The 18955-nt window shown below is 57.4% G+C and carries 20 protein-coding genes; 12 read left to right on the forward strand and 8 right to left on the reverse strand.

The features are described 5' to 3' along the window. Window positions 1-31: 31 nt before the first annotated feature. Window positions 32-493 carry a GNAT family N-acetyltransferase gene (locus E0486_RS15300; RefSeq protein WP_131853342.1) on the reverse strand — a complete coding sequence of 154 codons (462 nt, stop codon included), beginning with the start codon at window positions 491-493 and terminating at the stop codon, window positions 32-34. Between the two features lie 46 nt (window positions 494-539). Between E0486_RS15300 and E0486_RS15305 the strand changes: the two genes are divergently transcribed. Continuing rightward, window positions 540-1037, forward strand: a complete 498-nt coding sequence (locus E0486_RS15305) for a DinB family protein (RefSeq protein ID WP_131853344.1) — start codon at window positions 540-542, stop codon at window positions 1035-1037. Then, the gene (locus tag E0486_RS15310) at window positions 1030-1422 is read left to right on the forward strand and encodes an RDD family protein (RefSeq protein ID WP_131853346.1); all 393 of its coding nucleotides are present in this window, start codon (window positions 1030-1032) and stop codon (window positions 1420-1422) included. Before E0486_RS15305 ends, E0486_RS15310 begins: the two co-directional genes overlap by 8 nt. Window positions 1423-1451: 29 nt before the next feature. Here E0486_RS15310 and E0486_RS15315 read toward each other — a convergent pair whose 3' ends face one another. Then, window positions 1452-1787: a DUF6616 family protein gene (locus E0486_RS15315; RefSeq protein ID WP_131853348.1), complete on the reverse strand. Its 336-nt coding sequence runs from the start codon at window positions 1785-1787 to the stop codon at window positions 1452-1454. A gap of 162 nt (window positions 1788-1949) precedes the next feature. Between E0486_RS15315 and E0486_RS15320 the strand changes: the two genes are divergently transcribed. After that, window positions 1950-2363, forward strand: coding sequence for a hypothetical protein (locus E0486_RS15320; protein ID WP_131853350.1), 414 nt, complete (start codon window positions 1950-1952; stop codon window positions 2361-2363). Window positions 2364-2433: 70 nt separating this feature from the next. Here E0486_RS15320 and E0486_RS15325 read toward each other — a convergent pair whose 3' ends face one another. Next, window positions 2434-3180: a DUF6261 family protein gene (locus tag E0486_RS15325; protein ID WP_131853352.1), complete on the reverse strand. Its 747-nt coding sequence runs from the start codon at window positions 3178-3180 to the stop codon at window positions 2434-2436. 509 nt (window positions 3181-3689) lie between these two features. On the opposite strand from E0486_RS15325, the gene E0486_RS15330 reads away from it, so the two are divergent. The 4 genes from E0486_RS15330 (at window position 3690) to E0486_RS15345 (ending at window position 5828) form a co-directional block, all read left to right on the forward strand. Next, window positions 3690-4235: a hypothetical protein gene (locus E0486_RS15330; RefSeq protein WP_131853354.1), complete on the forward strand. Its 546-nt coding sequence runs from the start codon at window positions 3690-3692 to the stop codon at window positions 4233-4235. Then, window positions 4232-4780: a hypothetical protein gene (locus tag E0486_RS15335; RefSeq protein WP_131853356.1), complete on the forward strand. Its 549-nt coding sequence runs from the start codon at window positions 4232-4234 to the stop codon at window positions 4778-4780. Before E0486_RS15330 ends, E0486_RS15335 begins: the two co-directional genes overlap by 4 nt. A 495-nt stretch (window positions 4781-5275) precedes the next feature. Continuing rightward, on the forward strand, window positions 5276-5515 hold the full coding sequence (locus tag E0486_RS15340) for a DUF433 domain-containing protein (RefSeq protein ID WP_131853358.1): 240 nt from the start codon (window positions 5276-5278) through the stop codon (window positions 5513-5515). Then, complete coding sequence (locus tag E0486_RS15345) at window positions 5499-5828, forward strand: DUF5615 family PIN-like protein (protein WP_131853360.1); 330 nt, start codon at window positions 5499-5501, stop codon at window positions 5826-5828. Before E0486_RS15340 ends, E0486_RS15345 begins: the two co-directional genes overlap by 17 nt. A gap of 247 nt (window positions 5829-6075) precedes the next feature. Here the strand turns inward: E0486_RS15345 and E0486_RS15350 are convergent, their stop codons facing one another. Then, the gene (locus E0486_RS15350) at window positions 6076-6540 is read right to left on the reverse strand and encodes a hypothetical protein (RefSeq protein WP_131853362.1); all 465 of its coding nucleotides are present in this window, start codon (window positions 6538-6540) and stop codon (window positions 6076-6078) included. 164 nt (window positions 6541-6704) lie between these two features. On the opposite strand from E0486_RS15350, the gene E0486_RS15355 reads away from it, so the two are divergent. Both E0486_RS15355 and E0486_RS15360 read left to right on the forward strand, forming a co-directional pair. Continuing rightward, entirely contained in the window at window positions 6705-7274 is a 570-nt protein-coding gene (locus tag E0486_RS15355; protein ID WP_131853364.1) for a hypothetical protein, read from the forward strand. Window positions 7275-7464: 190 nt separating this feature from the next. After that, the gene (locus E0486_RS15360; RefSeq protein ID WP_131853366.1) at window positions 7465-8796 is read left to right on the forward strand and encodes an OmpA family protein; all 1332 of its coding nucleotides are present in this window, start codon (window positions 7465-7467) and stop codon (window positions 8794-8796) included. Window positions 8797-8880: 84 nt separating this feature from the next. Here E0486_RS15360 and E0486_RS15365 read toward each other — a convergent pair whose 3' ends face one another. Next, the gene (locus E0486_RS15365) at window positions 8881-10590 is read right to left on the reverse strand and encodes a capsule assembly Wzi family protein (RefSeq protein WP_131853368.1); all 1710 of its coding nucleotides are present in this window, start codon (window positions 10588-10590) and stop codon (window positions 8881-8883) included. 22 nt (window positions 10591-10612) lie between these two features. Here E0486_RS15365 and E0486_RS15370 point away from each other — a divergent pair, with 22 nt between their 5' ends. The 3 genes from E0486_RS15370 (at window position 10613) to E0486_RS15380 (ending at window position 15131) form a co-directional block, all read left to right on the forward strand. Beyond that, entirely contained in the window at window positions 10613-11962 is a 1350-nt protein-coding gene (locus E0486_RS15370) for a dihydroorotase (RefSeq protein WP_131853370.1), read from the forward strand. 96 nt (window positions 11963-12058) lie between these two features. Then, window positions 12059-13387 (forward strand): MutS-related protein, encoded by a 1329-nt coding sequence (locus E0486_RS15375; RefSeq protein ID WP_131853372.1) that lies wholly within the window; start codon window positions 12059-12061, stop codon window positions 13385-13387. A 100-nt stretch (window positions 13388-13487) separates the two neighbouring features. Next, on the forward strand, window positions 13488-15131 hold the full coding sequence (locus E0486_RS15380) for a M1 family metallopeptidase (protein ID WP_131853374.1): 1644 nt from the start codon (window positions 13488-13490) through the stop codon (window positions 15129-15131). A gap of 66 nt (window positions 15132-15197) precedes the next feature. On the opposite strand, the gene E0486_RS15385 is transcribed toward E0486_RS15380, so the two are convergent. The 3 genes from E0486_RS15385 to E0486_RS15395 form a co-directional block, all read right to left on the reverse strand. Next, window positions 15198-16880 (reverse strand): pyruvate dehydrogenase complex dihydrolipoamide acetyltransferase, encoded by a 1683-nt coding sequence (locus E0486_RS15385; protein WP_131853376.1) that lies wholly within the window; start codon window positions 16878-16880, stop codon window positions 15198-15200. 197 nt (window positions 16881-17077) lie between these two features. Then, window positions 17078-17725: a 16S rRNA (guanine(527)-N(7))-methyltransferase RsmG gene (gene rsmG / locus E0486_RS15390; protein WP_131853378.1), complete on the reverse strand. Its 648-nt coding sequence runs from the start codon at window positions 17723-17725 to the stop codon at window positions 17078-17080. Between the two features lie 91 nt (window positions 17726-17816). Next, window positions 17817-18955 (reverse strand): glycosyltransferase (locus E0486_RS15395; protein ID WP_317129424.1); only part of this gene is annotated, 1139 nt, incomplete at its 5' end.

Consider the following 18955-nt stretch of genomic DNA (forward strand, 5'->3'; position numbering starts at 1 on the left):
GGCTCACGCTTCACGCCTCACGCCTCACGGCTCACGCTTCACGCCTCACGTCAATAGCGCAGTTGAACCATTCCCCGTCGAAGGTGGCGTTGTATTTCTTGTAGAAGTTGATGGCGGGCTCGTTCCACTGCAGCACCTGCCACACGATGCCCGCAAGGCCCTGGCGGGCCGCCTCGTCGATGAGGTTTTCGAAGAGGGCGCGGCCGAGACCATAGCGCCGCATTTCTTCCCGCACATAGAAATCTTCGAGGTACAGGCGCTGTCCCTTCCAGGTGCTGAAGCGGATGTACCAGAGCGCGAAGCCTTCCACGGTTCCGTCCACCTCGGCTACGAAGGCCCACCACACGGGGTTTGCGCCGAAGCCGCTCTCGGTGAAATGGGCTTCCGTTACGGTCACTTCTTCGGGGGCGCGCTCATAGAGGGCGAGCTCTTTGACGAGCTCCAGGATGCGGGGGCAGTCTTCACGGGTGGCGCGGCGTATGTTGATGTCCATAGAAATTGTCGTTAATTAGCGGACCCAAAAGTAGAACGAAACAACCATGAAGGAGCTGCTGCTTTCCTATGCACAATACAACGCCTGGGCCAACGAGGCCCTGCTGGGCGCCATCTGCGCGCTGCCGGCCGAACAGCAGGAGCGCGAGTTGGTCAGCTCTTTCCCTTCCCTTCGAAGAACCCTGTTGCACCTGCTCGACGCCGCCAGCATCTGGTGGCAGCGCGTGCAGCTGCAGGAAAAGGTCGTACGTCCCAGCGACAGCTTCGGCGGCGACGGCGATGCCCTGGCGCTCGCGCTCAAAAAGATCGACGCGCAGTGGCTCGAGTTTGTGCAAAAGGCCGGCGAGCACGTGCTGCAGCACGAATTCATCTACCTCGATAGCAAGCGCGTGCAGCACAAGTCGGTAACGGGCCACGTGCTGCAGCACCTGTTCAACCACGCTACCTACCACCGCGGCCAGCTGGTGACCATGTTGCGCCAGGTGGGCGCCCCCACGGTGTCGAATACCGATTACATCGCCTGGAGCTGGAAGAAGCATGCGTGACGAGCCCTGCGACATCCTGGCCGACCTCGATGGTCCCGAAAGCGCGCCGGCGCCTTCCTACAAGCGCCTGCTGGCCACGCTGATCGACTTCGCACTCGCCCTGGCGCTGCTGCTGGCGATCAACTGGTGGAGCTGGCCCGGGAGCTTGCCCGGGCTGCTGCGCTACCTCGTAGCGGGGCATACGCTGCTGGTCATCTTCATGCACCTCGCCCTGCGGCTCGTTACCCTGCTGTTGCTGGCGCATACGCCCGGCATGTGGGTGCTGCGCGTGGAACTGCTCGACGCCGACGGCCACCGCCCGACACGAATGGAGCGCCTGCTGGCAGGTTGCTTCGTGCTGTACCGCGGCGTCGATTATTACCCGGTCAACCGGTTGATCCGTTAACCGGTTCATCCATTAATGCGCGGCTTCGGTTACAGCTGGATCATCTGGCCGATGACGTCCTGCGGACTACCGGCCGTGCCCATCACATTCACCTGGTCGAAGTAGTTGTACCAGCCGGCGCCTTCCACCATCTTTTCAAAGCCTTGTGCGGCCTCGCTGTTCGGGAAGGTCCAGACGGCGAAGTAATCGTAGCCGGCCCGGTTAAAGGTGGCTGCTTCGTTGCGGCCCCAGCTTACGATCTGGACGCCGTTTTCCAGTAATTGCTGGATGGCGGGGCCGAGGGCATTCATGTAGTTGCCGCGTTCTTCCTGCGACAGGTCGAGCCAGGCTTGTTTGGCCTTCCATAATTCCACGTACGTGATCATCGGTTTAGTAGTTTGAATCAAACTTAGTCTTTCTTTCCTGGTTGGAGGCTGTTGTCTGTCGGGGAGGCTTGCCGGCCGCAGCGGGTCCGTGCTGCGCCTGAGGTTGCGGCGTCCGCAAAATGGGTGTACCTTAAAGAAGGCGTTCACCCGCGCCTCCCGTATATGAAGCTTGAGTTCCTGCGAGACATTACGGCCGGCGGCCTCTTCCCGCTGGCGGAGCCCCACAACCTGCTGCGGCTTTTCGACTTTACCCCGGCCGAGGCGGCGGCGCTGGCACTGGCGATCCAAACGAAGCTGGTGGGTGCCGACAGCCCGTTGCACCTGCACGCGCTGCCCTTCATCAACCCGGTGAACTGCACGCTCGACCTGGAGCCGTCGCCCAACAACCGGGGCATCGCCCTGCCCGACGACGGCCGCAGCTTTCATTGCTACCTCACGCGCAAGGCATACGACACCATGGCCCACCTGGTGGATCATTTCGCGAACCCCGGCCACCGCCTGTCGGGGTACCACTGGTTGTACGACGCGCAGCCCGACAAGATCGGGTTGCTGCTGTCGCGCAAGGGGACCTGGTGAGGCAGCGTCCGATAAGAGCGAAGCCCGTATTTCTACGGGCTTCTGTTTTTTTATGCGAAACGGGAACGTATCAGGGTTGGGTGGTTTCCGCCTGGGCGGCGGCGCGGCCCTGGCGTTGTGCGAGCTTGTGCATGAATTCTTCGGTGATCTGGTTCAGCGCGGCCACCATGCCCAGCCAGGGCTCGGCGCCGCCGGTATAGTTGTAGGCGCTGTCGATCTGCTTCATCAGCTCGCGGTAGGCCCGGGCCGAGTCGCGGCGCAGCACCACCATGCGGTTGGCCTCGGGCTTGGTCAGCTCGTCGTCCGACTGCGCTTCCATGAGCCGCTTGAATTCGAGGTTCGCCGCTTCGAGGGCCGTCAGCAGCGAGTCGAGGCCAAGGGTTTGCAGGGCGTCGCGCAGGTCGGCCCGGGCGCGGAGGTCGCGCACGAGGTTTTCGATCAGTTTGGTTTCCTTGTCGCCGTCGAATTTCGTCAGCTCCGCGGCGGTGCTATACGGCTTCAGCGCTTCCAGCAGGAGTGCGGCGGCTGCCCGGCGGCCGTCATGTTCACAGCGGGCAAACCCTTCGCAAAGCCAGAACAGGGAGGTAGTCAGTTCGTCGCGCCGGGCATCTCCGTTGGCGAGGTCGTCGGTGTAGCGGGAGCCGAGGGCCCGTTGCACCAGTACGTTGCGTTCGGAGGTAATACGGGTGAAGTCGTCCTTTGCCCGTTGCACCGGCGGGGGCAGCGGATCATTGGAAATGATGCGTTCAATCAGGCGTTCGGCATACAATACCGATTCCGCGTTCTGGAGATGCTGGAAGTACAGTGTCGTTACCATGTTGATGGGGTTTAGAACAGAAGGTAGACAACCTTTTACTCGTTTCCATGACCCCTCATCCGGAACTTTTGCACAGGATGTGCATTACCGGGCGGCAACGGCGGCCGTCTTTTTGCCAACCGGGGCACCTCTTTCGTAAAGTGCTCATTTCCAATGTGTGAAGGTGCCCGCGGAATCCGCGGGCACCTTCACAACTTTGAAACGGTGCGCGCGGATTCCGCGGAGACCTGTTCAGGTTTGTGAGCCGGTGCGCGGATTCCGGCGGCAGTTGTTCCACCTTGGGAAGGCCCGCGCGGATTCCGCGAGCACCTTCTCCAGGTTGGGCAGCTTTGGAAAAGGATGCGAAGTGCTGTGCGGAGGGCTGTCGCTTTGCAGCGGAGGACCCGGGTGCGGGAACGGATGGTGAACGGTTATCCCGATTTCGATAGCGGTGGAATGTCTGCGACTTGATGCTGCGTGTACTTGCGTATATCTTTGAGTTGTGCGCGACCTGTGAACACACTTCAAATTTGATAAAGCAGACGATGAGAATAAAAGGCAACCAAAAGTTTAATATCAAATATGTTTTGCCAGGACTTGCATTTGTATTGACACTTGTTGTTATATCGCAGACCTACATGACAACTTTGACTGAAAGTAATTTGGTTCCCGTATCAGGTAAAATCACATCAATTTATCAGGACAGGTACCGTCATTATAAATACACCGACGACAGAATTACAATTAAACTTGACAACTTTGTTGAACCATTATTTTTTTTTGACAACAGGTCTGATTTCTTTCCCACGGTAATTGGCAATCTGCATATCGGTGACACAGTGACTTTGCTTCACAGGACAAAAATTCAAGCTCGACTTGGGGGAGGCAGTGAATTTAAAATAATGAAAATTCAGAAGGGCTCAAATGTTTTGTACGGTTTTGACAAAGCAAAGGAGACTTTTAGCAATGTCGCTGGTTTCACTACATACGCAGCAATAGTAATTTGGCTTCTTTATTTTTTTCTAAGGCGGAAACTCAAAAGACAAGAAGGCCGCACGGTGGCCGCAATGCTATGAACACTCCTAAAGACCTAGAGGCAATCATTCGAAACCGGAAGTTTGTTCAACTATTCAGAAAGCTGGACGAATTCGAGGATAAGATAAATGGCTTCGTTTTGGCTGCATCAAACGATTTATTGCTGATGCAGACTTCAGAAGAATTCAACCTAACTGGCTTTTCGGTATTTCCTGTCGATATTGTCCAACGAATCTCAAGTAGCAAGACTAATCGATTCTTCAGGCACGTTTTAAAGCAAGAAGGATTGCTGGATCAAGTAGGTTGTAACGTACGGGTTGAGCTTGAGTCTTTCGGCAGGCTTTTTAAGTCTCTTAAATCTGCCAAGCTTTCCGTCATTGTCGAATGCGAGGCGCCGAATGTTGACAGCTTTTCGATCGGTACCATAAAATCGGTTGGGGTTGAAAGCGTTTCGATCAACTATTTTAATGCAGAAGGTTTTGTCGAGGAAAGATCTGATAAGATAATGTACAAAAACATCACCCGAGTAACCTTTGGCGACAGGTACAACCTAATGTTTGCGAAGTACGTGCGACCAGTCTCCTAAGCAATGCCGTCAACAGCGGCTTTGCGCTACGGCCTTCGAGCAGTCGTTATAATTTGTACCTTCCTCTCGGCCAAAGTGTAAAGCCTTGGTCTTTGGCCGCAAGCTACCGACCGGAAGTGATGATTCACAGTTTCGCGCATCACTTGAGCAATTTGGCAATGCCTTGAAAGTGGCCTGGCAGACTAATCTACATTTATTGTTCCCGGAAAGGGAAATGAAAGTCGAATTGTTTGAGTCCTACGGTATTAAACAAATTACTTTATATACAGGCAAAAGAGACACGAACACCTAAAGGATATCTCTACGATTCTTAGTTGGTTGGAACGCCCGAAGCTTGCCGTCTGCGCACAAGATTGTCTATTGCACTATGGCCTCCAAACATTCGAAAAGGTCGTACATTCAATCTCGGCCACGGCGCAAAGCCCTGGTCGTTGGGCGCTACCGGCGAACACTCCGCTACTTCGGTCTTATTGCGATTATTCGTAATTTTAGGCCATGGAACTCAAAGAGCTCATCACCGTGGATCCGGACATCTTATCGGGTACGCCTGTCTTTAAGGGAACTCGCGTTTCGATTGAGACGCTCTTTGACCATTTAGAGGCTGGCGATTCTTTGGAAGTCTTCCTTGACGATTTTCCGACCGTTTCCCGTGAGCAGGCCATTGCATTGCTGGAAGTTGCCAATCGTCTTCTTACCTCTAAGAACGTGTTGAAGCTCTATGAAGTTGCTGCTTGATGAGAATCTGCCCAAGCGACTGAAGCTTGACTTTCCCGATCACGAAACCTATACCGTCCGCGACAAGGGTTGGAACGGGATCAAGAATGGCCAGTTAATGCAACTGATGCTCGAAGATGGTTTCGATGCATTACTCACCTTTGACAAGAATCTGCAGCACCAGCAGAACTTCCAGAAGTACACCATTGCGGTATTTGTCCTTTCTCGCTTTAACAATACCTACTCTGAATTGACTAAGCTGTCACCAGTCGTTCACCGACATCTAAACAACCCGCCGTTGCCTGCTGGTCCTATTGTGGTAGTCTCCTCCTGATAGGCAGCGCCCAACATGAACGATGTCGATTCCTGATCTTTAGCTAGAATACAGAGATTGCAATTTCAAGCGACCATCGCGAATGGTTGATCCGGATGGTCAGGCATCTGCCAGGCCTGTTGCTGCAACACAAAGGATCCATCCCGGAAATACGCTTGCAGGCGCAAAAACGCTGTTGCCGGTCACCGGCATTCGGGCCTGGCGCCGGCAACAGCGTGGAGTAATCAATAAGCAGCAGTACATTTTCTTAATACTCTGTTTGCAGGCTGGTATACCAGATCTGGCCCCCGGAAAGGCTGTCATCAAATAGTTTATTGTACTCTTTCGCTTTGTCGGCCGGATACATTTTTCGCAACAGGGTCTCTATATCGTATTCGCCCTGGCGCACGACCGGGTCCATAATAAACAGGTAGCTGTACGTGCCATTGGCTTCTGCCTTCACCGGGAACAAAACCCGCGTTTTCCGGAACACCTCCTGGTCCTTTCCCTCCAGCTTATAGCCCATCGGCCAGAAGATATCTTTCAGAAAGTGCTCAAACTGTGCCCGCTTGTCGGCTTTCACCGGGTTGACAATGACCCATACCGTGTCGCCCTGCCGCGCAATGGTACGAACACCTGGCTTTTGCGCAGGATTGCTTGACGTTTGTGCATGCAGGCGGGCTGGTAACAGCATTCCGAAGGAGAGCAGGGCAAGCGTGAGTAGCTTTTTCATTTTATTTGGTTTAGGGTGAACAATCGAGTTCCGGGAAAGAGACCTGTGGCAGGAAGAACATAGGCACTTGTCCTCCATCGTTCCTGCTACCTTAAAAATAAAACGTTTTCAAAGTAAACGATGCTCATGCGAACGTATTTATCGGGAGCCTGCTCCTGCTTCAGGTGGACCGTATTTCTACAACGGGCTTCTTTCAGCCGGGCTTGAGCGGTGCCGCCATGGGTACGGCGGTGCTCCAGCACGGCATTGCCAGCCACGAAGCGTTCTGCGCGTACCGGAAAAAGCGGACCTTGCCGGGGTCGCCCGCAGCAGAAAGCCGGGCATCCGCCTACACAACCATGTTTACCGATCGAACCATTCCTGTCGACGCCACCCTCCTGTCTTTTGTTTACGAAAAGGCATCGGATTCCTGGCTGCTTACCTGCACCGGGTCGATCGCGATCACCGTCTACTCGGTGTGGCGCCTCCTGAAGGCACAGAAGGTCATCGCCGTTTCGCCCGACCACGGGCAGTGGTTTGGCCTGAGCAGTCCGCTAAACCTGGCGCAGGAGGTTTTCGGCCGGCTGCAGGCGCAACGGCTGCTGTCCATTGCCATCCAAAAAGATACGGGCGACCTGCACCTGCATTTCGACAACGATTACCTGCTCGAGGTGCTGATCACCTCCGCCAACTACGAATGCTATGACCTGGCCATCGGGGCGGAGCGCTACATCGCTACGGGCGGCGGCGCGTAATTGCGCCGGCCTGGAAGCAACGGTCTTTTTCAAGCCGACCGGGCGCGTCTGCTCAAGGCTGAGCCGTGAAAAAAATCTTCCATTCTAAATGATTGTGCTACAAGAGTTCCCGTATTTCTGCGGATAGCTCAGGCAGAACAGGCGCGTATTTTCTTCCTACCTTAAAAGGAAGGAAACCAAACCATACGTTATGAAACAAACCTACCGCGTCCTGACAGGGCTCCTGTTCGTGCTATTCGCTGCGCAGCCGGCGCCGGCACAGATCCTCAAAAGAATTGCCGACAAGGCCAAAGCCAAGACCGTGCAGCGCGTCGATAACCAGATTGACAAAGCCATCGACAAATCGCTCGACAGCGTGGAGCAAACCGTTGCCGGCAACCCCGACGGCGGCAGCGTGGCCACGCCGGCAGGCGCCCGCGCCGACGAGGCTACGGGGAGCACGCCCGAGAAGTCCGCGCCCCGGGGCAACAGCCTCAAGGCCTATTCGCGCTTCGACTTTGTGCCCGGCAGCAAGATCCTTTACGTGGAAGATTTCGCTGCCGAGTCGATCGGGGAAATGCCGGCCAAGTGGCGCACAAGCGGCAGCGGCGAGGTGATGACCATCGACGGCATCGCGGGCAAGTGGCTCAACCTGAAAGAGCGTACGTCGTATACGTCGTCGTTTCATACGGCGCTGCAGGAAAACTATACGCTTGAATTCGACCTGATCGCCCACTTCAAAGACGATCAGCGGGTGCCGATCGTACAGGTATGGCTCGTGCACCCGATCAGCCCCGTAAACGCCGCCGGCGTTGCCACTTATCAAAGCGGCATCGCCCTCGACCTGAAACCCAATATCGGTTCCAATACGACGCCCGACGGCGTGCTGCTGAACACCTACAACAGCAAGGGCTCCGTGTACTTCTCCGGCGATGGCGTGCGGCACTCCGTGTTCAACGATTTCAACAAGCAGGCAACGCCGGTGCACGTGGCGCTGTGGGTGCAGGGCACGCGCGTGCGTGCGTGGCTCAACCAGCAGAAAGTGTACGACAACCCCGGCGCGCTCGAAGCCGGCACCAGCCCCAGCCAGCTGCGCTTCGAGCTGGACTCCTACGGAGGGCCGCAGGAAAATTACCAGTACTATCTCTCCAACATCAAGATCGCGGCGGCGGCTGCCGACACCCGCAACAAGCTGCTCAGCACAGGCAGCTTCTCCACAACGGGTATCCTGTTCGATGTGAATTCGGATGCCATCAAGCCGGTATCGGCAGGCGTGCTCAAGGAAGTAGCCGCCGTGTTGAACGCCAACCCCGGGGTAAAAGTGAAGATCATCGGTCATACCGACAACGATGGCGATGCGGCCGCCAACCTGGACCTCTCGCGCCGCCGTGCGGCAGCCGTGAAGAACGCGCTGGTGAGCACCTTCAACGTCGATGCCGCCCGCATACAAACCGATGGACAAGGGGCCACCAAGCCCGTTGCCGACAACAAGACCGCGGAGGGCAAAGCGCAGAACCGGCGGGTGGAATTTGTGAAGTTGTGACCTAAACCAATAGCAAAGGCCCCCGCATCGCGGGGGCCTTTGCATCCCCCTCCCTCCCGGGGAGGGGTTAGGGGTGGGGTGAGGTCAGAAATCAAAGTTCCTTCTCCACGCATTCCACCGAATCCCGCCGCCCACGATGAACGTGCCCGAGCCGACCGTGTTGTTGTTCGGCCAGGGTTGCGTTGTGTGGCGATACGTGCCGTTGGCCTCGATAAAGAGGTTCGGCCGCAGCTGGTACGAAGCCGTGAGGCCCAGCTGCACCACGGTGGTCTTGTAGCCCGAGCCCACGTTGAAGCCGTAGTCGGTGGTACGGTGCGGGATGGCATTGGCCACTACGTTATTGGGATCGGGAATGGGGTTGGGCAGGAAGATGTTGCTGCCGTACGACACGAGGCCCGTATCGCGGCCCTGGAAGTAGGTCAGTGCTTTTGCAAACAGCGTCAGCTTGCGCAGCGGCTGGTAGCGGATCGTGCCGATCACTTCCTGGAAGTTGGCGCCGAGCGGGTGGGCGAGGGGCTGGTTGTAGTGCGTATAGTTGGCCACCGAGTCGTTGTGCGAGTAGGTGAAGGGACGCACGCGGTTGACTTCGAGCTGCAGGTCGAGGTTGCGGATGCCGAAGGCGTCCACGTACTTGGCGCCGAGCTGCCAGCCGAATTTATTGGCCCACCACCCGTTGCCGGCCTGGATCTCGGACAGCTTGAACTCGTCGAGGAGCACCTGCCCGTAAAACTGGAAACGGTGCGCCACGTTGGCCTTGAAGTCGAGACCGGCCACCGAGTTGTCGAAGGAGCCGTTGGCCTGCTCGATGGAGCGGTAAAAGATGACGGGGTTGAGGTATCCGAACTCGAAGTGGTTGGTACGGCCGAACACGATGCCTTCAAAAAGTCCTACGTTGAGCCACTTCGTAACGGCGAGGTCGAGGTGGTGCATCACGGCGTACTTTTTCGGCTGCAACTTGTCGGCATTGAGGCGGTTGGCCGAGTTGAGCTCCATGAACAGGTTCTGGTACTGGAACTTCCAGATGCGCGTGTTCAGCTTCAGGAATACGGTGGGGGCGGAGAAGTCGCTCAGGAACAGCGAGCGGTAGCCGGCGCCGATGAAGTTCTTGTCGTAACCGAACGCAATGTCGATGTACTTCGTGGCATTGAAGGTTACATAGCCCCGCGCGTCGAAGTAGTCCACGCCACCATTCCCTTTGAAGTCTTTGTAAAAGCCCGCGCCGGGAACGGCATTGCGCTCGGCGGTGAACTGCTGCACGTAGAGCGGGTCGCGCTCCTGGTTGTCGGTCACGTAAGCGGCGAAGCCGATCTTGTTGGCAATGCGGCCGCGCAGCGAAAAGCCACGCGTGTTGAGAAACAGGTGGCGGTCGTTGTCCTGCTCCTTCGACACCGTGTATTGAAACACGGGATTGACGGCGAGGAAGAAGTCGGGGCTGTGCACTTCGAAGAGCGTGCCTGCCGTGCGGTAGAAGTTTTTCAGAATGGGCTTGCGGCTCGCATAGTTCTCCCAGGGCTCGGCTACCCATTCCAGGTTGTTCACCTTGGCGAGATAGAGGTTATAGCGGTCCACCGGCGTCATCATCGTGGAGTCGAGGCGCTGCAGGGCGGGGATGAAGTGTTTGCGGCTGAGGGGCTTCGCGGTGGAGAAGTTGAGCACCGAATCGTGGCCCGCCTTGATCTCCATGCGCTCGAGGAGTGTGTTTTCGGGAGCGTCTTGCGGCAGGTAGGTGGTCTGGGCCGAAGAGAGGAACGGCAGCAGCACGAAGGCCGCACCGAGGCATTGTTTATATTGCATTACCAAGCTTTAATAAGGGACAATGCTACAAAAAAATTACCTGATCCGGAATATACAGGTGGTCAACGAAGGCCGCATCGTGACGCAGGACGTATGGATCCGCGGGGGGCGCATCGAAAAGATCGGCAGCGCGCTGAAAGTGGGCGACGTTGCCTGCGAAGAGATCGACGGCACGGGCAAGCACCTGCTCCCCGGCGCCATCGACGACCAGGTGCATTTCCGTGAGCCGGGTCTGACGCACAAAGCCACGATCTATACCGAAGCCAAGGCAGCAGTAGCCGGCGGCGTCACCTCCTTCATGGAGATGCCCAACACGGTGCCGCCGGTGTTTACGCAGGAGCTGCTTGAAGAAAAATATGCCATTGGCGCCCGCAGCTCGCTGGCCAACTACTCCTTTTATATGGGCACCTCCAACAGCAATGTAGACGAGGTGCTGCGTACCAACGATAAGAAACAGGATGTGTGCGGCGTCAAGATCTTCATGGGCGCCTCCACCGGCAACCTGCTGGTGGATAATTACCTCAGCATCGACCGGGTCTTTGCCGGCAGCGAGCTGCTCATTGCCACGCACTGCGAGGAAGAGCCGATTATCAAAGCCAACTACGAGCGGCTGAAGGCGGAGAAGGGCGAGCTTACGCCTTCCGATCACCCGCTGGTGCGCGACGAGGAGGCCTGCTTCGAGTCGTCGTTCAAGGCCGTGCAGCTGGCCAAGAAGCACGGCACGCGGCTGCACATCCTGCACATTACTACAGCGCGCGAACTGCAGCTGTTCGGCAACATGCTGCCACTTACCGAAAAGCGGATCACGGCGGAAGTGTGCGTGCACCACCTGCACTTTACCTCCGACGATTATGCGCAGCACGGCTACGACATCAAGTGCAATCCCGCCATCAAGGCGCCGCAGCACCGCGAGGCGCTCTGGGCGGCCCTCCTCGACGACCGCCTCGACGTCATCGCCACCGACCACGCGCCGCACCTGCGCTCGGAAAAGACGGGTCCCTACGAGCACGCCCACGCCGGCCTGCCGCTGGTGCAGCACCCGCTGCTCCTGATGCTGCACTATTATCAGGAGGGCCGCATTCCGCTGGAAACGGTAGTCCGCAAGATGAGCCATGCGGTGGCCGATTGCTTCGGAATCCAAGACCGCGGCTATATCCGCGAGGGCTATTGGGCCGACCTGGTGATCGTGGACCTCACCGCCCACACCGATGTGACGCCGGAGAGCCTGCACTATACCTGCGGTTGGAGCCCCTTCGAGGGGATGCGTTTCCCGGCACGGATCACCCATACTTTCGTAAACGGCCATAAAGTTTATGCAAACGGCCTGTGGAATGAATCTCAGATGGGGCAGCGGCTGCGCTTTGACCGGTAGCCCATCCCCGACCCTTCCCAAAGGGAAGGGAGTTTGAAACCGCCTCTGTTCCCCTTCCCTTCGGGAAGGGGTTAGGGGATGGGCTAAACAGAATCTATGCTTGTAGACCAAATAACGCTCAACGACCTGGCCATCTTTCACCCGGAAGAGGAGTACTCGATCTTTCACCGGCTCAACTTCACCCAGACGAACGTCGGGAAGGAGTGGCTGCGCCATTTTTTCAGCGAGCCGCTGTCCGATATTGAAAAGATCCGCGGTACCCAGCGCATCCTGCGCACACTGATGGAACGCGCGGCGGAGTGGCCGAAGGAGATCTCCAACGGCACGATGCACGTGATCGACCGCTTCTTCGACTACCAGCTTGGGTTTATCTCCAGCAGCCACAATAAGGTCAGCGCCCTTACGTACCGCCTTTTCAACAGCGGCGACTACTCGATGGTCCGGTACTCGGTGATGCACTTTGCCGATTTCTACCGCGGCCTGAAGGTGTTGCTGGGGTTGCTCCAGAATACCGAGCTGCCGCGGCAGCTCGCCGCGCACCTGGAACGCATCGATTCCCTGCTGCGCGAGAAGCCCCTGGCGGAACTGGCCGCGCTGGACCCGAAGCAAAAGCTCAGCATACAGGAGAACCTGTACTTCGCTTATTACCTGCGTGGGGCCTATAAAAGCCGCACGCTCGAGCTCATCGACATCTTCGGGCGCCTCGAGGCCTGGCATTCGATGGCGCTGGCCATGCAGCGCTTCGGTTTGCAGTTCCCCGAATTCGTGGCTGGCAGCCAGCCACAGCTGCACAGCAAGGGATTGTACCACGTGCTGCTGCGGCAGCCGGTGGCCTACGACCTGCTGATGGACCCGGCGCAGAACTTCGTTTTCCTTACCGGCGCCAACATGGCGGGCAAAAGTACCCTGATCAAGGCCACGGGCGCCGCGGTATACCTGGCCCACCTGGGTATGGGCGTACCGGCCGCGCACATGCGCCTCACCCTGTTCGACGGCCTGCTGTCGAACATCAATGTGACCGACAACATCGTCAAAGGCGAATCGTATTTCTACAATGAGGTGCAGCGCATCAAGAACACCATCGTCAAGATCAACGACGGGGGCAAATGGCTGGTGCTCATCGACGAGCTGTTCAAGGGCACCAACATGCAGGACGCGATGAAATGCTCGCTGACAGTGATTAAGGGGCTGGTGAAGATGCACAATTCGCTGTTCATCCTGTCGACCCACCTCTACGAGATCGGGGAGGATCTGAGAGGGTACCCCAACATCGCCTTCAAGTATTTCGAAACGACCGTGGAGAACGACCAGCTTTCTTTCTCCTACCAATTGCGCGAAGGCATCTCCAACGACCGGATCGGGTACGTTATCCTAAGGCGGGAGAAGGTCGTGGACCTTCTCGAGAGCCTCGGAGGGAATGTCTGATGTAGGATGTCGGATGTCTGGTTTGACGGGAACGATCTCCCTTTCCTTAGGGAAGGGGCGGGGATGGGTCGGATGTCAGATTTAAGGTTACCTTTCTGGTATGTTGAAGAAGCTTCTTTCGCTGTTGTTCTTGTTGCCCCTTCTGGTGACGGCGCAGGATATCGATGTGCAGCATTACGCGTTCGCGATCCGGCTGTTTGACAGCACCGACCGGATCGAAGGGGAGACGTACCTGGACATCCGCTTCCCCGGCGGCAACCGCTCCTTTGCTCTCGATCTCGTGGGCAAGAAAGCCAACGGCAAAGGCATGACGGTACAGCAGTTCAACGGCTATAACGTAGCTTCCTGGAAACAGGAAGGCGACCGCATCCTCGTGGAACTAAAAGAAGGCATCAACAACCAGGACGCCTACCGCTTCCAGGTCAGATACAGCGGCATACCCGCCGACGGCCTCATCATCTCGAAAAACAAATGGGGTGACCGAACGTTCTTCGCCGACAACTGGCCCAACCGCGCGCACCATTGGATCCCCTGCAACGACCGCCCCGACGATAAAGCCTCCTTCGAGTTCCGCGTGACCGTTCCGGCGCCCTACACCGTGATCTCCAATGGCGCCGCGGAGCAGGACAAGGATGCCGACGACCCGGAAAAATGGGCCGCGGGTCCGCGTCATTATTACTACGTGGAGCGTACGCCACAGCCTACCAAAGTGATGGTCATCGGCGCGGCGCGCTTCGCGGTGAAGACCTTTGAGGATAGTCCGCAGGGCATACCGGTGTCCGCCTGGGTGTACCCGCAGGACAGCAGCAAGGGCTTTTATGATTACGCCGTGGCGCCCTCCATTCTCAAATTCTTCAGCAGCTACATCGCGCCCTTCCCTTACAGCAAGCTCGCCAATGTGCAGTCGAAGACCATCTTCGGCGGCATGGAGAATGCTTCGGCCATCTTTTATGCCGAGGAAAGCGTTACCGGCGATCGCAAGTGGGAAGACGTCATTGCCCACGAGATCGCGCACCAGTGGTTCGGCGACATGGCTTCGGAGAAAAGCTTCGCGCACCTCTGGCTCAGCGAGGGCTTCGCAACGTATTTCACCAACCTGTACATCGAGCACAAATACGGCACCGACAGCATGCGGAAGCGGCTGCAGGACGACCGCCGGAAGATCATCGGTTTCGTAGCGGCCAATCCCACGCGTGCGGTGGTGGATTCGACGCAGAACCTGATGTCGCTGCTCAACGCCAACAGCTACGACAAAGGTGGCTGGGTGCTGCACATGCTGCGGCAGGAAGTGGGCGACACTGCGTTTCAAACGATCATCCGGAAATATTACGAAACTTATAAAGGGAGCAATGCCGAAACGCGCGACCTGCAACGGATCGCCTCCGAAGTGAGCGGCAAGCCGATGGATACCTTCTTCAACCAATGGCTCTACCGGGGGGGTATTCCTTCCTTGTATTTTAGTAAAAAGGTCAAGGAGGGGAAAGTGCTGATCGAGGTAGCGCAAAAAACGCGTGAGCCCTTTTCCTTTACGCTGGAAGTCGGCCTGCTGGACAATTCCGGCAAGCTCACGCTCCACAGGATCCCGGTGTCGGAGCGGCAAACCACTATTAAGCTGGAAACCGGTAACCGGTCCGGGATCAAAGTACTGGTCGATCCGAATACCTCACTGTTGTTCCAGGAGTCGGCAGAAAAAGGAAATTACTTCCGCGTGCGGAAAGGCGCCGGGCCGGGTAGCGTTAACTAACAAAAAGCCCCACGCTTTCGGTGTGGGGCTTTTTAATATCAGGCATCCGACGTCCTGCATCAGGCATCAAACCAGCATGGTCACCGGGTTCTCGAGGAACTTCTTAAAGGTTTGCAGGAAGGCGGCACCCACGGCTCCGTCCACCGAGCGGTGGTCGCAGGAGAGGGTCACTTTCATGACGTTGCTTACACCGAAGCCGTCGCCCTTGCGCACCACCACTTCCTTGATGCGGCCAACGGCCATGATGGCCGAGTCGGGCGGGTTGATGATAGCGGTGAACTCTTCGATATCCATCATGCCCAGGTTGGAGATGGTGAAGGTGTTGCCGGTGAATTCGTTCGGCTGCAGTTTCTTGTTGCGGGCCTTGCCGGCGAGCTCCTTCGATTCGGCGCCAATCTGCGACAGCGTCTTCTGGTCGGCGAAGCGGATGACGGGAACAATAAGGCCGTCTTCGATAGCCACGGCCACGCCGATGTGCACGTGCTGGTAGGTGCGGATAAAGTCGACCATCCAGCTGCTGTTCACGGCCGGGTGCTTGCGCAGGGCCATCGCGGCGGCTTTCACCACCATATCGTTGAAGGAGATCTTGACGTCGCTTACCTCGTTCATCTTCGCGCGGGCTTCCATCGCTCCGTCCATGTTGATCTCCATGGTGAGGTAGAAGTGCGGGGCGTTGAATTTCGATTCGCCGAGACGCTTGGCGATGACCTTGCGCATCTGCGATACGTTGGTATCGGCGTATCCTTCTTCACCTGCGACGAAAGAAGTTTGGGGTTTGTTTTTTGTGGTTTGTTGTTGGGCTGACGGCTGCTGTTGGCTTGCTTGCTGCGGCTTGAAATTGTCAACGTCGCTCTTCACGATGCGGCCACCGTCGCCGGAGCCGGCCACCTGGGAAAGGTCGATGCCTTTTTCTTTGGCGAGGGCCTTTGCGAGGGGAGAGGCTTTTACACGTCCATCCGAAGAGGCGCCGGTTTGGGCCGGGGCGGCTTCTGGTGCCTTTTCTTCCTTAGCCGGTGTTCCCGCCTGCGCCGAAGCTGCGGCGGGCGAGCCTTGTTCGTTATTCGCTGTTCCACCGCCGCCTTTGGCTGCGGCTACGATGGCATTCACGTCCACCTTGCCTTCTTCGCCAATGATGCACAGCAGGTCGTTTACGGCTACTTTCTCGCCGGGTTGCCCGCCCTGGTAGAGCAGGGTGCCGTTCTTGTAGGATTCGAGTTCCATCGTGGCCTTGTCGGTTTCGATGTCGGCCAGCACGTCGCCTTTTTTCACCGTGTCGCCCACTTTCTTGTGCCAGGAGGCAATGACGCCTTCGGTCATCGTATCGGAGAGGCGGGGCATGAGCACCACTTCTTCCATTTTGGAAACGTCTACAGTGGGAGTTGCGGTTGCCGCAGCGGCCGGAGCGGCTGCGGGAGCGTTGCCCTGCTGTTGCGCAGGGCCTTGTTCCCCTGCTGGTTGCGCGGCGGGCTGGTTCTGCGGTTGCCCGCCTTCGAGGCCGCTGATGTCTTCACCCGGCGCACCGATGATGCAGAGCAGGTCGTCTACCTGGATCTTTCCGCCCTTGTCGGCGCCGAGTTTCAGGATGGTGCCTTCCTTGTAGCTTTCGAGCTCCATGGTGGCTTTATCGGTTTCAATATCTGCCAGGATCTCCCCTTTCTTCACGGTGTCGCCGACCTTTTTGTGCCAGGCGGCGATCACGCCTTCGGTCATCGTGTCGCTCAGGCGGGGCATTTTGATCACTTCAGCCATCTTTATTCTTTGATTTTAGGGGCCGAAAATAAGCCAAAAACGAGGAAAACAGCGGGAAACCACGCAAACGATAGCGGAGAAGCAGGTTTTGAAGGTTTTGCTGGTTTTGCTGGTTGTGAAGGGTTGTAAGGCCGTACCGTAAGTGCTGGCAGGGAACAGGCTTTCCCAATAAACCAGTCGACTAATAAACCAGTAAACTAGGAGACGTACACAATGTACTTTTCCCGGAACCACTCCTCCTCGAAAAGGTCGCTGAGCTCGATCATCTTGGGACGGGTGCCGGTGGCGTTGATCTCTTCGGCGAGGTCGCCACCTTTGAGGCACACGAGGCCGGAGCGGTACACTGTTTCGCGGCCATCACCCTCTTTAACCGTAAACTGGCCCTTGCGCAGCAGCGGCTTGCTCCAGCGCAGCAGGTCACCCAAGGGGGCCACGGCGCGCGATACGGCGAAGTCGAACTTTCGGTTCGTCACCTCCTCGGCGCGGCTGTGCTGGGTGGTCAGGTTGTCGAGCCCGAGGGCCTCTTTAACGGCTTCGACGATCTTGAGCTTCTTGCCGATGGAATCCACGAGGTGGAATTTCACGTTCGGGAAGAAGATGGCCAGCGGCACACCCGGGAAGCCGCCGCCGGTGCCGATATCGATGATCTCCAGCCCGTCGGGGAACGGAAAGGCCGCCGCGATGGCGAGCGAGTGCAGGACATGCTTCTCGTAGAGGCTGTCGATATCCTTGCGGGAAATGACGTTGATCTTCGCGTTCCAGTCTTTATAAAGCTCGTCGAGGGCTCCGAATTGTTCGAGCTGCCGGGGCGTGAAGTCGGAGAAGTATTTTAATAAGATGTCCATGCGGAGCAAAGATAGGGCGGCCCGAGGCGCAATGACCGAAGCCCTTCGCCAAGCGAAGGGCTTCTGTTCTATTGCCTGCGTGATCTGCGTGCTACCAACTCATCTTCTTCGGCTTCTTCCACACCGCCGGCGCAAAAAGAATGTAGTAGAAAAACTGCCAGATGTCCCAGAAGATAAAGCCTGCGAAGAGGTCTTTTTCCCCGAGCTTCTTCATGCCTTTGCTCCAGACCACCCCGATGCTGATCCAGCGGAGGGCCAGCGGGATGAGCGGCCAGCGCCAGTCGAACAGGACGAGGGAGGCAGCGAGCAGCGGGTAGAACAGCACAAAGCTCAGGGTGTAGAGGCCGAGCAGCCACTTGATGGCGGGCTTGTAGTATTTGCCGGTGGAATAGTGCCGGTTCTTCTGGCGGCGCCATTCCTTCCAGCTTTGTTTCGGGCGCGACAGGGTAAAGGCCTCGGGGTCGATCACCACGGCGGTGTTGTCTTTCGTGGCCACCTTATTAATAAAGAGGTCGTCGTCGCCGGAGGGGATGTGGTTGATGCTGGAAAAGCCTTTGTGGCGGAAGAAAGTGCCCTTGCGGTAGGCCAGGTTGCGCCCGACACCCATGTAGGGGCGGCCTGCGAGGGCGTAGCCGAAGTATTGCAGCGCGGTGTGGAAGGTCTCGAAGCGGATGGCCTTGTTGAGAAAGCCCTTCTGGCGGTGGTAGGCGCCGTAGCCGAGTACGACCTCTATGCCGTCGTCGAAGGCGTCCTGCATCCGGTAGATCCAGTGCTCCGAGGCGGGCACGCAGTCGGCGTCGGTGAGGAGCAGCAGCTCGTGCTTCGCTTCCTTGATGCCCACCGACAGCGGGTATTTCTTCCCGGCGATGAGCTTTGCCTCCTGCTGCAGCTCCACGATGTGCAGGTCTTTATAGGTTTTCTGAAAATCTTCGAGCACATAGCGGGTGTCATCGAGCGAGTTGTCGTTGACTACCACCACCTCGCGCGTGGAGGGGTATTGCTGCAGCAGCACGCCGGGCAGGTGGCGCACGAGGTTTTCGTCCTCATCGCGGGCGCAGATGATGACGCTCACGGGGTGCTGCCGCGACACCTCGCGGTCGCGCGGCTTCCAGGTGCCGACACGGCGGAAGAAGTACAGGTAATAATACAGTTGGATCGCCGCAACCACACAAAAGGCGACGAAAAGGGCAAGGCCCCAGCTCATAAGCATGCCGCAAAGATACGCCCCCT

The sequence above is a fragment of the Flaviaesturariibacter aridisoli genome (assembly GCF_004343705.1).
Taxonomy (GTDB): Bacteria; Bacteroidota; Bacteroidia; order Chitinophagales; family Chitinophagaceae; genus Flavisolibacter; species Flavisolibacter aridisoli.

What these genes read in the sequence shown, in the direction of transcription:
- E0486_RS15385 (WP_131853376.1), bottom strand. Translation starts at nt 16,880, where the DNA reads ATGGCTGAAGTGATCAAAATGCCCCGCCTGAGCGACACGATGACCGAA.
- E0486_RS15365 (WP_131853368.1), bottom strand. Translation starts at nt 10,590, where the DNA reads ATGCAATATAAACAATGCCTCGGTGCGGCCTTCGTGCTGCTGCCGTTC.
- E0486_RS15325 (WP_131853352.1), bottom strand. Translation starts at nt 3,180, where the DNA reads ATGGTAACGACACTGTACTTCCAGCATCTCCAGAACGCGGAATCGGTA.
- E0486_RS15300 (WP_131853342.1), bottom strand. Translation starts at nt 493, where the DNA reads ATGGACATCAACATACGCCGCGCCACCCGTGAAGACTGCCCCCGCATC.
- E0486_RS15380 (WP_131853374.1), top strand. Translation starts at nt 13,488, where the DNA reads ATGTTGAAGAAGCTTCTTTCGCTGTTGTTCTTGTTGCCCCTTCTGGTG.
- E0486_RS15315 (WP_131853348.1), bottom strand. Translation starts at nt 1,787, where the DNA reads ATGATCACGTACGTGGAATTATGGAAGGCCAAACAAGCCTGGCTCGAC.
- E0486_RS15370 (WP_131853370.1), top strand. Translation starts at nt 10,613, where the DNA reads ATGCTACAAAAAAATTACCTGATCCGGAATATACAGGTGGTCAACGAA.
- E0486_RS15350 (WP_131853362.1), bottom strand. Translation starts at nt 6,540, where the DNA reads ATGAAAAAGCTACTCACGCTTGCCCTGCTCTCCTTCGGAATGCTGTTA.
- E0486_RS15335 (WP_131853356.1), top strand. Translation starts at nt 4,232, where the DNA reads ATGAACACTCCTAAAGACCTAGAGGCAATCATTCGAAACCGGAAGTTT.
- E0486_RS15375 (WP_131853372.1), top strand. Translation starts at nt 12,059, where the DNA reads ATGCTTGTAGACCAAATAACGCTCAACGACCTGGCCATCTTTCACCCG.
- E0486_RS15320 (WP_131853350.1), top strand. Translation starts at nt 1,950, where the DNA reads ATGAAGCTTGAGTTCCTGCGAGACATTACGGCCGGCGGCCTCTTCCCG.
- E0486_RS15305 (WP_131853344.1), top strand. Translation starts at nt 540, where the DNA reads ATGAAGGAGCTGCTGCTTTCCTATGCACAATACAACGCCTGGGCCAAC.
- rsmG (WP_131853378.1), bottom strand. Translation starts at nt 17,725, where the DNA reads ATGGACATCTTATTAAAATACTTCTCCGACTTCACGCCCCGGCAGCTC.
- E0486_RS15340 (WP_131853358.1), top strand. Translation starts at nt 5,276, where the DNA reads ATGGAACTCAAAGAGCTCATCACCGTGGATCCGGACATCTTATCGGGT.
- E0486_RS15360 (WP_131853366.1), top strand. Translation starts at nt 7,465, where the DNA reads ATGAAACAAACCTACCGCGTCCTGACAGGGCTCCTGTTCGTGCTATTC.
- E0486_RS15345 (WP_131853360.1), top strand. Translation starts at nt 5,499, where the DNA reads ATGAAGTTGCTGCTTGATGAGAATCTGCCCAAGCGACTGAAGCTTGAC.
- E0486_RS15310 (WP_131853346.1), top strand. Translation starts at nt 1,030, where the DNA reads ATGCGTGACGAGCCCTGCGACATCCTGGCCGACCTCGATGGTCCCGAA.